15 protein-coding genes are annotated in these 13,555 nt (G+C 71.6%); 11 read left to right on the top strand and 4 right to left on the bottom strand.

Translation table 11 applies throughout. From position 1 onward, the window contains the following. Positions 1–20: 20 nt before the first annotated feature. Positions 21–371: a MerR family transcriptional regulator gene (locus L942_RS01135; RefSeq protein ID WP_037353696.1), complete on the bottom strand. Its 351-nt coding sequence runs from the start codon at positions 369–371 to the stop codon at positions 21–23. Between the two features lie 96 nt (positions 372–467). On the opposite strand from L942_RS01135, the gene L942_RS01130 reads away from it, so the two are divergent. Next, entirely contained in the window at positions 468–1,346 is an 879-nt protein-coding gene (locus tag L942_RS01130) for an NmrA family NAD(P)-binding protein (protein WP_037353694.1), read from the top strand. 41 nt (positions 1,347–1,387) lie between these two features. Here L942_RS01130 and L942_RS01125 read toward each other — a convergent pair whose 3' ends face one another. Then, entirely contained in the window at positions 1,388–2,533 is a 1,146-nt protein-coding gene (locus L942_RS01125; protein WP_037353692.1) for a GDSL-type esterase/lipase family protein, read from the bottom strand. A 44-nt stretch (positions 2,534–2,577) separates the two neighbouring features. Then, on the bottom strand, positions 2,578–3,060 hold the full coding sequence (locus L942_RS01120) for a hypothetical protein (RefSeq protein ID WP_037353689.1): 483 nt from the start codon (positions 3,058–3,060) through the stop codon (positions 2,578–2,580). A gap of 71 nt (positions 3,061–3,131) precedes the next feature. Here L942_RS01120 and L942_RS01115 point away from each other — a divergent pair, with 71 nt between their 5' ends. The 3 genes from L942_RS01115 to L942_RS01105 all read left to right on the top strand — a co-directional run bounded on the left by L942_RS01115 (position 3,132) and on the right by L942_RS01105 (position 6,196). Beyond that, positions 3,132–4,370, top strand: coding sequence for an aminotransferase class I/II-fold pyridoxal phosphate-dependent enzyme (locus L942_RS01115; protein ID WP_037353687.1), 1,239 nt, complete (start codon positions 3,132–3,134; stop codon positions 4,368–4,370). A gap of 203 nt (positions 4,371–4,573) precedes the next feature. Next, positions 4,574–5,668 (top strand): FAD-dependent monooxygenase, encoded by a 1,095-nt coding sequence (locus tag L942_RS01110; protein WP_037353685.1) that lies wholly within the window; start codon positions 4,574–4,576, stop codon positions 5,666–5,668. 27 nt (positions 5,669–5,695) lie between these two features. Then, on the top strand, positions 5,696–6,196 hold the full coding sequence (locus L942_RS01105; RefSeq protein ID WP_037353683.1) for a YbjQ family protein: 501 nt from the start codon (positions 5,696–5,698) through the stop codon (positions 6,194–6,196). A gap of 82 nt (positions 6,197–6,278) precedes the next feature. Here the strand turns inward: L942_RS01105 and L942_RS01100 are convergent, their stop codons facing one another. Continuing rightward, positions 6,279–8,075, bottom strand: coding sequence for an AMP-dependent synthetase/ligase (locus tag L942_RS01100; protein ID WP_037353680.1), 1,797 nt, complete (start codon positions 8,073–8,075; stop codon positions 6,279–6,281). 112 nt (positions 8,076–8,187) lie between these two features. On the opposite strand from L942_RS01100, the gene L942_RS01095 reads away from it, so the two are divergent. The 7 genes from L942_RS01095 to L942_RS01065 are packed head-to-tail and all read left to right on the top strand — an operon-like array spanning position 8,188 to position 13,353. After that, positions 8,188–8,598 carry a hypothetical protein gene (locus tag L942_RS01095; protein ID WP_037353678.1) on the top strand — a complete coding sequence of 137 codons (411 nt, stop codon included), beginning with the start codon at positions 8,188–8,190 and terminating at the stop codon, positions 8,596–8,598. 9 nt (positions 8,599–8,607) lie between these two features. Then, the gene (locus tag L942_RS01090; protein WP_037353676.1) at positions 8,608–9,402 is read left to right on the top strand and encodes a metallophosphoesterase family protein; all 795 of its coding nucleotides are present in this window, start codon (positions 8,608–8,610) and stop codon (positions 9,400–9,402) included. 27 nt (positions 9,403–9,429) lie between these two features. Further along, on the top strand, positions 9,430–9,867 hold the full coding sequence (locus tag L942_RS01085) for an SRPBCC family protein (RefSeq protein ID WP_037353674.1): 438 nt from the start codon (positions 9,430–9,432) through the stop codon (positions 9,865–9,867). Continuing rightward, positions 9,868–11,025, top strand: coding sequence for an ArsA family ATPase (locus L942_RS01080; RefSeq protein ID WP_037353671.1), 1,158 nt, complete (start codon positions 9,868–9,870; stop codon positions 11,023–11,025). Continuing rightward, the gene (locus L942_RS01075) at positions 11,022–11,489 is read left to right on the top strand and encodes a hypothetical protein (protein ID WP_037353662.1); all 468 of its coding nucleotides are present in this window, start codon (positions 11,022–11,024) and stop codon (positions 11,487–11,489) included. The genes L942_RS01080 and L942_RS01075 overlap by 4 nt, the downstream gene beginning before the upstream one ends. A 15-nt stretch (positions 11,490–11,504) precedes the next feature. Further along, positions 11,505–12,431 (top strand): ROK family protein, encoded by a 927-nt coding sequence (locus tag L942_RS01070; protein ID WP_037353660.1) that lies wholly within the window; start codon positions 11,505–11,507, stop codon positions 12,429–12,431. Between the two features lie 52 nt (positions 12,432–12,483). After that, a complete protein-coding gene (locus tag L942_RS01065; protein ID WP_037353658.1) occupies positions 12,484–13,353 on the top strand; it encodes an NUDIX domain-containing protein in 870 nt (289 codons plus the stop codon). Positions 13,354–13,555: the final 202 nt, after the last annotated feature.

Below are 13,555 nucleotides of genomic sequence, written 5' to 3'. Positions count from 1 at the left end.
GAAGTTAGCAGCCGGGACCGTCAGGGCGCGGCCCGGCGCTGGATCACTGTGTCCAGCGCCGCGCGGGACGACTGGAGCCGGGCCAGCGCCGCGTCGATCCGGTCGCGTTCGCCGCGCAGCCGCTCGAGCACCCCGTCGCACGCGGGAGTCAGCGGTTCGTCCCGGACGCACGAGCCGATCTCGGCGATGGTCGCGGTCGGCAGGCCCGCGGCGAGCAGTTCCCGGATGCGCCGCACCGCGGCGACGTCGGCCTCCGCGTAGTCGCGGTAGCCGTTCGGCGTGCGGGCCGGGTGCAGGAGGCCCTGTTTTTCGTAGTACCGCAGCAGCTGCTCGTCGACGCCGGTCCGCTTGGACAGTTCCCCGATGCGCATGTGACCTGGCTCCGCTGACTTGACCTTGTAATGGGTTTCAAGGATTAGCGTCGCGATCGCCGAAGTCAAGCGGCAGTGATCCTGGAGGAATGAGAAGTGACGAAGGTGCTGGTCGCGGGGGCCACCGGAATGCTCGGCAGCGAGATCGCGGCGAGCCTGGCGCGCCGCGGCGCGCAGGTGCGGGCGCTGGTCCGGCCGGAGTCCGCCGGAAGCGAGGCGGCGCGGACGCTGAAGGAACGCGGAGTGGAAATCGTCCAGGGCACGCTCGAGCGCCCCGACCGCGCGCTCGACGGCGTGGACGTGGTCGTCTCGGCGGTGCAAGGCGGCCCGGACGTCGTCGTGGACGGGCAGGCCGCGCTGCTGCGCGCCGCGGAGAAGGCGGGCGTGTCCCGGCTGATCCCGTCGGATTTCGCGGTCGATTTGTTCCGGCTCGACGACGGGGACAACGTCTTCCTCGACGACCGGCGGAAGGCCCACGAGGCGTTCGCCGGGGCCGGAATCCAGGTGACGTCGGTCCTCAACGGCGCGTTCCACGAGGTGATGACCGCGCCGTTCCTGGAAATCGTGGATTGGGAGAAGGGAACGTTCGGCTATTGGGGCGACGGCGACGAGCCGTGCGACTTCACCACCGTCGCGGACACAGCGGCCTACACCGCCGCGGTGGCGCTGGACCCGGAGGTTTCCGGACCGGTCCGGGTGGCCGGGGACGTGTTGTCCATGAAGGACTTCCACGCGGCGTTGGAGCGCGGTTCGGGCCGGAGCCTCGCTCTGCGGCGCCTCGGCAGCACCGAAGACCTGGCGGCGGAGATCGAGCGGCGCAAGTCTGTCGCGGCCGCCCCCGCGGATTACGTTGCGCTGCAGTATGTCTGGGCGATGGTCACCGGGAAGGCGAAGCTGGAACCGCTCGACAACGACCGTTACCCGGACATCCGCCCGACAGGGATGGCGGAGTTCGCCCGCCGGTTCGCCCGCTGAACGATCGTGGCCTCAGGCCGGCCAGCCTGAGGCCACGGACTTCACTCCGCGAACGGGCCGCCGTCGCCGAAGACCTGCTTGGCGAACCGTTCTCCCACCAGCCGATGCGTCGCCGCGTCCGGATGCAGCGCGTCCGGAAGCGGATGCGCGGCGAAATCCTCTTCCCCGTACAGCGAAAGCCCGTCCACGTAATGCAGCGCCGGATCCTCGCGGTCGCGGACGACTCGCGCGAGTTCCTCGCGGATCACCTTCAGGGTCAGCTTCCCTTCCGCCACGGAAGCGGGATCGCCCGTCGCCTTGAACCGGAGCGTTCCGGCGCTGAAGTCCGGCGCGCCCGGTCCCGGCGTGTCCTCGTGGATCGGGCACCGCAGCGCGGAAACGACGACCAGCGGAACGTCTGGATGTCCCTCCCGGATCGTGTCCAGGAACCCGTGCACGGCCGGGCCGAACGCGCGCAGCCGCATCAGATCGGCGTTCACCACGTTGATCCCCAGCTTCACGCTCACCAGGTCCGCGGGCGTGTCCCGCATCGCCCGGGCGGTGAACGGGTCGAGCAAGGCGCTCCCGCTGAACCCGAGGTTGATCAGGTCGACCCCGGCGGCAGCGGCGGCCAGCGCGGGCCAGGTCTGCGACGGGCCCGCCGCGCCGGTGCCGTGGCTGATCGAACTGCCGTGGTGCAGCCAGACCCGGCGCGCGGGCGGCAGCGGAGAGACCGGGGCGGTGGTGCGCAACGCGATCAGCCGCGTGGTTTCGTTGTGCGGCAACCAGATCTCGACGTCCTTGGGGCCTGAAGGCAGGTCGGAGAACCGGACCGTGCCGGACGGGCCGGGGCGGGTTTCGCCCTCGCCGGTCATCATGTCGAGGATCAGTTCGTCGCCGCCGGAGACGGTCGCCGAGCCCGCCGGGCGCCCGTCCAGCACCAGGTCGTACGCGCCGTCCGGCAGCGGCGGAACGCCCACGTAGCCGACTTTCGTGCGGTGGGTGTCCAGTTCGATCGCCGTCGCCTCGGTGCGGAACACCAGGCGGACGCCGGACGGCTGGGTTTCCGCCATCGCGAGCCTGCTGTCGGTGTTCTGCGCCCGCGCCCGCGAGGTCAGCCGGTGCGGCAGCAAACCCCGCGGCGTGGGTTCCAGTTCGAGCGCACCGCGCACGAACTCTTCGCCGATCTCGGTGGTGATCCACTGCATGCCGCCGAGTCTGCCGTCCGCGCCCGCCCGCCGCCAACGGGATATCAGCCGTCCCAGACCTCGGGGCCCTGGCGCAGCACGGCGACCGGGGCGGCCCCGGCGGACGGCCACAGGTCGAGCACGTACCGGAAATGCTCGCCGAACTCGTGGTCGTGCCAGTCCGCGTCCGGCGGCCCGCTCTCCACATAGGACACTCGGACCCGGTGCCGGCCGGGCGGGACCGCGATCCGGTGCTCCTGGCCGGCGTAATCGGCGGGACCGGCCAGCGTCGCCTCGCCGCCGGGGACGTCGAGATCGGCTTCCACCACGTGGGACGCCTCCGGCCGCAGGGGCGGCGCGGACGTGCCGACCGACACGTCGACCTCGACCCAATCGGAGCGCGCGGTCGCCACGGAGAGCGACGAAGGCTCTACCGCGACGCGGTGCGCCGACACCGCCTCGTCGGTCCATCCGCCGTCGCCGGGACGCCAGGCGTCCTTGTCCCGCAAGGAGAACTGCCGTTGGTCGGCATGCACCAGGTACCGCACGGCCCCCACGCTAGCCCACGCGAGCCGGGGGTCACCCGAACTGGCTTGCGCGCGCGGTTTAGCGTGGTGGTATGACCACAGCTCCTGTCGATGTCGACACTGCCCGTCGCGACTACGCCGCGCTGGTCGAGCGCGGACTGTCCCTGGACATCACCCGCGGCAAGCCGTCGCCCCGGCAGCTCGACCTCTCCGCGGATCTCCTGACGCTGCCCAACGGCCGGTACCAAGCCGAGGACGGCACGGACACCCGCAACTACGGCGGGCTCAAGGGGCTGCCGGAGCTGCGCCGCATCTTCGCCGACGCGCTGCAGGTGCCGGTCGACCAGCTGTTCGCGGCGGGCAACTCCAGCCTGGAGCTGATGCACGACACGATCGCACAGGCGATGCTGAGCACCCTGCCGGGCGCCGAGCGCCGCTGGGCCGACGAGCCCCGGATCGCGATGCTGTGCCCGGTGCCCGGCTACGACCGGCACTTCGCGCTCGCCGAGCGGTTCGGCATCGAGCTGATCCCGGTGCCGATGACCGAGACCGGCCCGGACATGGACCTCGTCGAGCGGCTCGTCGCCGAGGACGCCGCGGTCAAGGGCATCTGGTGCGTGCCGAAGTACTCCAACCCGACCGGCGTCACGTTCAGCGCCGAGGTCGCCGGGCGGCTCGCCGCGATGCCGGCCGCCGCGCCGGACTTCCGGATCATCTGGGACAACGCCTACGCGGTGCACCACCTCACCGACGAAGAGCCGGAACTGGCCGACATCCTCGCGCTCTGCGCCGAGGCCGGGAACCCGGACCGCGCGTTCGTGTTCGGCTCCACCTCGAAGATCACCTTCGCCGGGGCCGGCGTCGGGTTCTTCGGCGCGTCCGAGGCGAACCTCGCCTGGTGGCAGAGCGTGCTCAGCAAGCGCACCATCGGCCCGGACAAGGTCAACCAGCTGCGCCACGCGCTGTTCCTCAAGGACGCCGACGGCGTCCGCGCGCTGATGCGCAAGCACGCCGAGCTGATCGCGCCCAAGTTCGCCGCCGTCGACCGCATCCTCACCGAGGAGCTGAGCGACCTGGCGACCTGGACCAAGCCGACCGGCGGCTACTTCATCTCGCTGACCGTGCCCGAGGGCACCGCGAAGGAGGTCGTGCGGCTGGCCAAGGAGGCGGGCGTCGCGCTGACCCCGGCCGGGGCCACCCACCCTCACGGCAACGACCCGGCCGACGCGGTCATCCGCATCGCGCCGACCTTCCCCGAGCTGGCCGAGGTCGAGGAGGCCGTCCGCGCCCTCGCCGTCTGCGTGCGGCTCGCGGTCGCCCAGCGCGGCTGATCGCCCGGCACCGGAAACTCACCGCGCGGACCGGCCCGCTGGCCGCATCTCGACGTCCGTGAAGGGCCCCTTGAGGGAATCGGATTCCTTCAAGGGGCCTTCACGGGCCGCAAACGCCGCGCCCCGGTGTCATGTTCGGTCCGGTCTGTGCCGCCGCCACCCGCTACGGTGGCGGCGGCACAGTCGTTTCCAGGGGGGGCGTGATGCGGGTTTTGATCGCCGGCGGCGGAGTCGCGGGCACGGTCACGGCGATGGCGCTGCAGCTGGCCGGGCACGAGCCGGTCGTGTACGAGGCGCATCCCAGCGGGGGAGCGGACGCGGGCGCGTTCCTCGTCGTGATGCACAACGGGATGAACGCGTTGCGCGCGATCGACGCCGACCGTCCGGTGATCGAAGCGTCCTTCCCTTCGACCGGGATGGCGCTGCTCGGCCCGGACGGAACCACGCTCGGCGCCCACGAATTCGACCGCGAACTGGACGGCCCGCGCACCCTCACCCGTGCCGCGCTTTACCGTGCGCTGCAACAAGAAGCGCAGCGCCGCGGTGTCGAGATCGTCCACGGGAAGCGCCTCGTTTCCGCGACCGACGGCGGCACCGCGACGTTCCAGGACGGCACCACCGCGTCCGGCGATCTGCTCGTTGGCGCGGACGGTCTGCATTCCGTGGTCCGCACGCTCATCGACCCGCGGGCCGAACCGCCGCGCTTCACCGGCTTGACCGTCGTCTACGGCTACACCCGCGACGAAGGATTTCCCGCCGCGCCCGGCATTTACCGGATGTGCCGCGGCAGCCGCGCCGCGTTCGGCTACACCACCGACCCGGACGGCGCGACGTACTGGTTCGCCCGGGTCCCCGATTCCGAGCGTTCGCGGGCCGAGATCGCTGCCGTCACGCCGGAGGGCTGGCGGGAGTTCACTTACGCCGCCTTCGCGGACGATCCGCTGCCCTGCGCTGCGATCGTGGCCGCGACTGGCGAAAACGTGCACGGCGGCCACTCCTACGACCTGCCGACCACCCGCGTGTGGTCTACGCCGTCGATGGTGCTGGCCGGCGACGCCGCGCACGCCGCGTCGCCGGCGGCCGGGCAAGGCGCGTCGATGGCCCTGGAAGACGCCGTGGTGCTCGGCCAGTGCCTGCGCGATCTGCCGGACGCGCCCGCCGCGTTCGCGGCGTACGAACGGTTGCGGCGCGCCCGCGTCGAGAAGCTCGTGGCCGCCAGCGCGGGGCAGGACGTCGGCGAAGAGCGAGGTTGGGCATACCGGCATCATCTGGACTGGACCGCGCGAATCACAGCGTGAGCGGCTCGCCGACGATACGATCCGCGCATGACTCAAGCCGCGCCACCGCAGCAGTTCCCGATCCTGCTGTCGACGATGAACGATCTGCCCGGGTACCGCGTTGTCCGCGTGTTCGGCGAGGTCTTCGGGCTCACCGTCCGCAGCCGCAACATGTTCTCCAACATCGGGTCCGGGTTCAAGGCGATGGGAGGCGGCGAGCTCAAGGGCCTCACGAAGCTGCTGTCCGACTCGCGCCACGAAGCCCTTTTCCGGCTGTGCCAGGAGGCCATGCAGCACGGGGCCAACGCCGTGCTCGCGCTCCGCTTCGACTGCAACGAGATCGCCGGCACGGCCAGCGAAATCGCCGCGTACGGCACCGCGGTCTACGTGGTCCCGGACGGCGCTCCGCAGCAGCCGCAGCAGCAGGCCCCGCAGCACCAGCAGGCCCCGCAACAGCAGCAGGCCCCGCAACAGCAGCAGGCCGCCCCGCAGCAGCAGTACGGGCAGGCGCCGCAGCAGCAGTACCAGGCTCAGCCGCCGCAGGCCTGAGCCCCTCGACAGACGTGCCCGTGCGTCCAGCCGTCCGGCGGACGCACGGGCATTCGCCTGTTTCCGCTGCCGCGGTTTCGCGCTACTTCCGGTACAGCGCCTCGATGTCGGAAGCGTAGTTCTTGTTCACCACATTGCGCTTCAGCTTCAGGCTCGGCGTGATCTCGCCGCCCGCCTCGGTGAAGTCGTTCGCCAGCACGGTGAACTTCTTGATCGCCTCCGCGTGCGACACCTGCTTGTTCGCCTCGTCGACCGCCGCCTGGATCTCCGCGCGCAGGTCCGGGTCCTCGGCCAGCTCGGAAACCGTCGCCGCTTCCGGCTTGCCGTGCGCGGACTTCCAGGCCGGGAAGTACTCCTCGTCGATCGTCACCAGCGCGGCGATGAACGGCCGCTGGTCGCCGACCACCATCACCTGGCTCACCAGCGGCGCGGCCTTGATGGTGTCCTCGAGCCCGGACGGGGCGACGTTCTTGCCGCCCGCCGTCACGATGATCTCCTTCTTGCGGCCGGTGATCTTGAGGAAGCCCTCCGAGTCCAGCTCGCCGAGGTCGCCGGTGTGGAACCAGCCGTCGGTGAGCGCTTCCGCGGTCGCTTCCGGGTTGTTGTAGTACCGGCCGAACACGACGTCGCCCTTCAACAGGACCTCGCCGTCCTCGGCGATGCGCACCGAGGTGCCCGCGACCGGCCGCCCGACGGTGCCGACGCGGAACGCCGCGCTGGTGTTCACGTTCGCCGCGGCGGACGTCTCGGTGAGGCCGTAGCCCTCGAACACCGGCACGCCGATGCCGCGGAAGAAGTGCGCCAGCCGCGCGCCCAGCGGAGCCCCGCCGGACACCGCGGCGATGCAGCGGCCGCCCAACGCGGCGCGGAGCTTGCCGTAGACGAGCTTGTCGAACAGCAGGTGCTTCGCGCGCAGTCCGAGCGAAGCACCGCCCTTTTCCTGTGCCTCGCTGTACGCGACCGCGGTGGCCTCGGCGGCGTCGAAGATCTTCCCCTTGCCTTCGGAGTGCGCCTTCTGCTTGGCGGTGTTGTAGACCTTCTCGAACACGCGCGGCACGGCGACCACGAAGGTCGGACGGAACGTGCCGAGGTCCGGGACCAGGTTCTTCACGTCCGGCGTGTGGCCGAGGGTGACCCGGGCGGTGAGCGCGGTGATCGCGATCGCGCGGGCGAGGATGTGCGCCAGCGGCAGGAAGCACAGCAGCGAATTGCCCTGCTCCATCAGCTCCGGGAACGCTTCGATGTCCGCGCGGATCTCGGCGAGCAGGTTCCGGTGGGTCAGCTCGACGCCCTTGGGCCGCCCGGTGGTGCCCGAGGTGTAGACGATGGTCGCCGTCTCGTTCGCGGTCACGCTCCGGCGGCGCGTGTGCAGGTCCTCGTCGGCGACCTCGGCGCCCAGCGCGGTCAGCTCGTCGACCGCGGGGGAGCCGCCCTCGATCTGCCACGTGTGCTCGAGCGCGCTGAGCCGCCCGCTGATCTCCTCGACCGCTTTCCGGTGCGCGGCGGTCTCCACGACGACGGCCTTGGCCGCCGAATCGGAAAGGATCCAGTACACCTGTTCGGGCGACGACGTCTCGTAGATCGGAACGGTGACCGCGCCCGCGGCCCAGATCGCGAAGTCGACCAGCGTCCACTCGTAGCGGGTCTTCGACATCAGCGCGACGCGGTCGCCGTGCCCGACGCCCGCCGCGATCAGGCCCTTGGCCACGGCCGCGACCTGGTCGGCGAAGTCCTTCGCGGTCACGTCGAGCCAGGTGCCCTCGACCTGCCTGCGGAAGCTGACCACGTCGGAAAACCGCTCCGCGTTCGCCCAGACGACATCGGCCAGGTTCTCGTCGTCGGTCACCGGCTTCCCGGCGGGGGCGCTGTATTCGCGCACGTGGACCTCCGTGTTCGACGCGTGCGGTTACCCGCCAGTCAACTTAGCGTGCCGTAGACCTTAAGACCATGCTGGCACGGGGCGCGCGGCGAGGTCGTGACATCGTGTCGGGGTGCACGAACAGCCAGCTCTCGACATTGTCGACGAGACCTTCCTCGTCGTGCCCCCGTCCACCGTCGCGGCCGCCTTCGCCGACCCGCGCTCGTGGCGGCGGTACTGGCCCGACCTGGAATTGCGGGTCTACACCGACCGGGGGGACAAGGGTCTGCGCTGGACCGTCACGGGCGTCTTGATCGGTACCATGGAGGTCTGGCTGGAACCTGTTCTCGACGGCACCGTGCTGCACTACTTCCTCCGGGCCACTCCCGCCGGTCCCGGCGGCGTCCCGCGCGAGCTGAGCCCGCGCGAACTGCGCCGCGAATTCGACCGGCGGGCGCGCGCGGCGAAGGACGTGGCGCTGGGGCTGAAGGAGATCCTCGAGGACGGGCGCGAGCCGGGGGTTCCGCCCCGGACCGTCGAGTAGGAGGCTCTTGTGCGGGTTCACGTCGTTTCGGACGTGCACGGCAACGCCGACGCGCTGAAGCGGGCGGGAGACGGGGCGGACGCGCTGGTCGTGCTCGGCGACCTGCTCGATTTCGTCGACTACCACGACCACGACAAAGGCATCATGGGCGTGCTGTTCGGCGCGGAGAAGGTCGGCGAGTTCGCCCGCCTGCGCCGCGAAGGCACCAGGGACGAGACGGTCGCCTACTCGCGCACGCTGTGGGCCACCCTGGACGATCCGGCCGCCGCGGTCGACGAAGCGGTCCGGGAGCAGTACTCCACGTTGTTCGCTTCGATGACCGCGCCCACGTACGCGATCCCCGGCAATGTCGACGCGCCCTCGGCGTGGCCGGAGTTCGCCGGGGAAGGCGTGCACCTGGTCGACGGCGAGGTCGTCACCATCGGCGGCCTGCGGTTCGGCTTCGCCGGCGGCGCGGTGCTGCCGGACGGCGTGCTCCCGCGGCCGCGCAAGGGCGCGGCCTGGCGGCCCTACCTGCGGGCGCGCGAGGAGTTCGACGCCGCTGTTTCGCTGCTGGACCGGGTCGAGGTGCTCTGCACCCACATCCCTCCGGCGGTGCCCGAACTGACCTACGACGTGGTCGCGCGCCGCGCCGAACTCGGGTCGAAGGCGCTGCTGGACCTGATCCGGCGCGACCGTCCGCGCTGGTCGGTGTTCGGGCACGTGCACCAGCCGCTGGCCGCGCGGCGCCGGGTCGGGCACACTGAGTGCCGTAACGTGGGTCACTTCAAGGAGACCGGGCAGCCCTACGTGCTGCGCTGGTGACTGTGCCGTCCGGCTACGCTTCGTCCCATGGCCGAGCAGTCCACGCAGTCCATCGAGGTCGACGCCGAGCCCGCGCGGGTCATGTCGGTGATCTCCGATTTCCCCGCGTACCCGGAGTGGGCCAAGGCGGTCCGCGAGACCGAGGTGCTCGCGACCGACGAGGGGGGCCGGGCGAAACAGGTGAAGCTCACCCTCGACGCCGGGCCCATCAAGGACGTGTACACGCTCGAGTACGACTGGGACGAGTCCGGCCTCGGCGTCAGCTGGCATCTGGTCAAGGGCCAGATGCAGAAGGCGCAGAACGGCCGGTACGCGCTCGAACCGCTCGGCGGCGGGCGCACCCGCGTCACCTACACGCTGTCGGTGGAGCTGGCGCTGCCGATGATCGGGCTGCTGCGGCGCAAGGCGGAGAAAATGGTCATGGACACCGCGCTCAAGGAGCTCAAGCGCAGGGCCGAGGGCTAGATGCGCATCCTGCTGTTCACCGGCAAGGGGGGTGTCGGGAAGACGACGCTCGCCGCGGCCACCGCTGCCGCGCTCGCCGGCCGCGGCAGGAAGACCCTCGTCGTGTCCACCGACCCGGCGCATTCGCTCGGCGACGCGTTCGGCACGCCGCTGGGCACCGAACCCGCCGAAGTGGACCTCCGCCGCGACGGCACGCCGGCCGGCCTGTGGGCGGCGCAGGTCGACTCCCGGGCGCTGGCTGATCGCACCTGGCACGAGCTGCGCGGCGAACTGCGGAAGGTGCTGGCCGGGGCTGGTCTGGACGTGCTGGACGCGGAAGAGCTGACCGTGCTGCCCGGTGTCGACGAGCTGCTCGCGCTGAGCGAGGTGCGGCGGCTGGCTTCGCAGGGGCCGTGGGACACCGTGGTCGTCGACTGCGGTCCGACCGCGGAAACGTTGCGGTTGCTTTCGCTGCCGGAAGCCGTCTCCGGTTACCTGGGCCGGGTGTTCGGCAACCGGCGCGTCGCGGCTTCGGTGCGAAAGCTCGGCGCGCATCTCGACGCGCTGCGCGAACTGCTCACCGACCCGCGAGTGACGACGGTGCGGCTGGTGCTGACGCCGGAACGCGTGGTGGTCGCCGAGGCCCGGCGCACGCTCACGTCGCTGGCGTTGCGCGGCATCGCGGTCGACGGCCTGATCGCCAACCGGCTCATGCCCGCACCCGGGTTCTGGCGCGGTTCGGCGGCGAAGTGGCTGCGCACCCGGCGGGAGCAGCAGGACGCGGTGCTGGCGGAACTGGCCGAGGCCGGCTTCGGTCCGGGCGAGCTGGCCCGCGTCGAGCACCGGGCGAGCGAACCGGTGGGCGCGGAAGCACTCGCCGAGCTGGCCCGCGAGCTGTACGGCAGCCGGGATCCGTTGTCCGGCAACGGAAAACCGGTCACGCCGCTGCTGTCGGTGGCGGCCGACGGGGACGGCTTCCGGTTGCGGGTCGCGCTCCCGCTCGACCGGGATTCGGCGGTCGACCTGGCCCGCGTGGACGACGACCTGGCGATCACCGTGGACGGGTTCCGCCGGCTCGTCGCCCTGCCCGAGACGCTGCGCCCGTGCCGGATCACCGGCGCGGAATCCGACGCCGACGGCCTGGTGGTCAGCCTGGCCGGAAACCGGGGAGCCGGATGAGCGAAGAGCACGAGACGGGGTATTCCGCGGACGGCCTCAAGCTGGCCGAGGAGATCCGGCTGCTGGTCGAGATGGTGATCGAACGCGCCGCGCCGTGGCTGGAAGGCGTCATGGCGGCCGGGCACGGGGACCACTCGCGTCCGGAGGAACCCGGCGCGCCCGATGTGGAGGACAGCACTTCGGGATGCGGCTGGTGCCCGCTGTGTGCGATCGTCGCCGTCGTGCGCGGCGAGCGGCCGGAGTTCGTGGCCAGGCTCCTCGAACAGGCTGCCCAGCTCGTCGCGCTGCTGCGGGCGGTGCTCGCGGACCGGTGGGAACCGGAGGAGGGCGTGCACATGCCCGGGTTCCGGCCCGCCGCGCATCCGGCCGCTGCCGCCGCGACGGCGTCTTCGGAGCCGTCGTCGCGGGTCCAGCACATCGTCGTCCGCAAGCGTGCGGACTGGCAGCCGGAGCGGGAGAACTGATTGCTGACCGTAGGGGTGGACGTCGGCGGCACCAGCGTGCGCGCCGGCGTAGTGGACGAGCGCGGTTCGCTGCTCGACACGGCGCGCGTCGGGACGCCGAGCGAGGAGAGCGCCCTCGAGGACGCCATCGCCGGGGTGATCGAAAGCCTGCGCAACCGGCACGAGGTCGCCGCGGTCGGCCTGGCGGTGGCCGGGTTCGTGGCCCGGGACCGCCGCACGGTGATGTTCGCGCCGCATCTCGCCTGGCGCGACGCGCCGGTCGCGGACCGGATCGCCAAGCGGGTCGGGCTGCCGGTGACGCTGGAGCACGACGTCAATTCGGCGGTCGTCGCCGAGCACCGGTTCGGCGCCGCGCGCGGGGCGAGGGTGGCCGCGCTGGTCGCGCTGGGCACTGGAATCGGCGCGGGTTTGCTGCTGGACGGCGAGATCTACCGCGGCGCGCACGGAGTCGCGCCGGAACTCGGCCACCTCACCGTGGTGCGCGACGGGCGGGCGTGCCCGTGCGGCAAGTACGGCTGCTGGGAGCGCTACTGCAGCGGGACGGCGCTGGCCGCGACCGCGGTCGAGCTGCTGGCGCGGTACCCCGGCCGGTCCACCGTGCTGTCCCGGGAAATCGCCGGCGATCCCGGGTCGGTCACCGGCCGCCGGGTGGCCCGCGCGGCCCGCGAGGGCGACCCGATCGCCTTGCGTGCCATGGCGGAGCTGGCGAAATGGCTCGGCGAGGGACTGGCGCTGGTGGCGGACGTCTTCGACCCGGAGATCATCGTGATCGGCGGGGGAGTGTCGGAGTCCGCGCCGCTGTTCCTGGACGAGGCCCGCGAGCACTACGCCGGGGCGATCACCGGGGCGCGGCACCGGCCGTTGGCGCGGATCCGCACCGCGCACCTCGGCGACGACACGGCGATCGTGGGCGCGGCGGCGCTGGCGATGGACACGCTGTGAGCCGTTAGCCTCGGCATAGGCACTCGCAGGGTTCTGTGGAAGGCTTGGCCGGGTGACGCCGATGACCGCCAACCGCTTCGTGCGGTGTTCTTGCGGCAGGCAGCACTGGGGTGCGTTCGGTGCGGCCGGGTTGTTGTTGTGCGATCCCGCTCGCGGCGTGCTGCTGCAGCGGCGTGCGTGGTGGGTGCACAACGGCGGCACCTGGGCCTTGCCCGGAGGCGCGCTCGAAGCCGGCGAGACCGTGCACGAGGCCGCCGCTCGGGAGGCGTGGGAGGAAGCCGCGATCCCGGCGTCCGCGTTCCGCGCGATGTCCGCGTCGGTGCTGGACCACGGCGAATGGCGGTACACGACTGTGCTCGGCCTGGCCGACAGCGCGTTGCAGGCACAGGTCGCGAACGAGGAAAGCGCCGAGATGCGCTGGGTCCCGCCGGACGAGGTGGCGGCGCTCGACCTGCACCGCGATTTCGCCCTCGCCTGGCCGGTGCTGCGCGAACAGCTGGGCCGGGAACTGGTGCTGGTGGTCGACGCGGCGAACGTGATGGGCTCCCGCCCGGACGGCTGGTGGCGCGACCGCCGCGGCGCCGCCGAACGCCTGCGCGACCAGCTGACCGCCCCGGCCGAAAACGGCCTGCGCGACGACGTGACGGGCATCGGCGCTGGTCCGGCGTGGTCGTGGTGGCCCCGGGTGGTGCTGGTGGTCGAAGGCAAGGCCAGGGGCGTGGAACCGATCCCAGGCGTCGAAGTCGTCTCGGCGGAGGCCGACGGCGACGCGAAGATCGTCGAGGTGACCGCCGCCGCCCGGCAACGCCCGGACGACCACGTCGTGGTCGTCACGGCAGACCGCGAACTGCGCGGCCGGGTCGGCGACCTCGGTGCACGGGTGCTGGGGCCGGGGACTTTGCTGCGGGAACTGGGCGGTTAGGCGGGCATGGTCGTTTCGCGCCGCTAGGCGGTGCGGGGTGGGTGTGGTTTCTCGCGCGCGGAGCGTGCGTCTTTGCGCCGCTGGGCGGTGCAGCCGGGTACTGCGTGGGTGTGGCTGGTTAGTGGCGCTGGGCGGTGAAGGGGTCTGCTCAGGGTTTGGTTGACACCTCACCTGTGAGGCTTCGGCCTCGCCTGGAAGGATG

This window comes from Amycolatopsis orientalis DSM 43388 (assembly GCF_000411975.1).
Taxonomy (GTDB): domain Bacteria; phylum Actinomycetota; class Actinomycetes; order Mycobacteriales; family Pseudonocardiaceae; genus Amycolatopsis; species Amycolatopsis orientalis_D.
The sequence above is the reverse complement of the archived record's forward strand: the minus strand, read 5'-3'. Positions and strand labels throughout refer to the sequence as shown.